This is a genomic window from Shewanella electrodiphila (assembly GCF_023283985.1).
Lineage (GTDB): Bacteria > Pseudomonadota > Gammaproteobacteria > Enterobacterales > Shewanellaceae > Shewanella > Shewanella electrodiphila.
In genome coordinates this window covers 1-761 of sequence record NZ_JAKIKU010000048.1, presented here as the reverse complement: position 1 = coordinate 761, position 761 = coordinate 1, and the positions used below count along the sequence as shown (strand labels likewise).

Below are 761 nucleotides of genomic sequence, written 5' to 3'. Positions count from 1 at the left end.
CCGTACCTGACCATCAGGATCATTTCCAGCGGTGCTGTCAGAGGGACTGAAATCAAATAATGGTGACAAGTATATAAATACCCCTATCATAAGGGTCAATACAGCCCCGACAAACATCCACAATAAGCCTGATACGCTTCTTGTTTTGCGTTTTTCAGTCGCACCTTTAGGTTTTTTGGCTAGCATGGATCTGGTTCTCCCTACTGAATCTAACTATCATCAAATTATGGCTGGCAGTCATCTATACTCATACTACATGTTAGAAAGTTACTATATAATAGAAAAAAACTACATGCTAGATGGTGCCGACAACCCTAACAAACTAAGACCATTGACCAATACTTGACGTACGGCTTTAGACAAACGCAAACGGGCTTGCATCAATTCCATCTCATCCAAGCTTGGTGTCTCACCTGAGGTCAAACTCACTGGCAAAATGCGATTGCTGTCATACCAACCATGAAATAGCGCTGCCAACTCTTTAAGATAGTTGGTCAAGACATGTGGCTCATAACCCGTCGCGGCGCGTAATAATGTCGCTGGATATCCTGCTAATAATTTAATTAGCTCGTCTTCGTTTGGTGCGCTAAGTAAGTTTTGATGTTCTAAACCAATCGCATCGTCTACCACAAGACCACTGTTTTGTAGCTTTTCTAACACTCGACAAACACGGGCATGCGCGTATTGAATGTAATACACTTGATTGTCTTTGCTTTGTGATTTAGCCAGCGCCAAATCAAAATCAATGTGCACTTCAGGCT

2 protein-coding genes are annotated in these 761 nt (G+C 42.3%); both read right to left on the bottom strand.

Going from position 1 to position 761, the window contains the following annotated elements:
* The coding region (locus tag L2737_RS22240) for a hypothetical protein (RefSeq protein ID WP_248957140.1) at positions 1-186 on the bottom strand (186 nt) is incomplete at its 3' end.
* A 102-nt stretch (positions 187-288) separates the two neighbouring features.
* The coding region (locus L2737_RS22235) for a DALR anticodon-binding domain-containing protein (RefSeq protein ID WP_248957139.1) at positions 289-761 on the bottom strand (473 nt) is incomplete at its 5' end.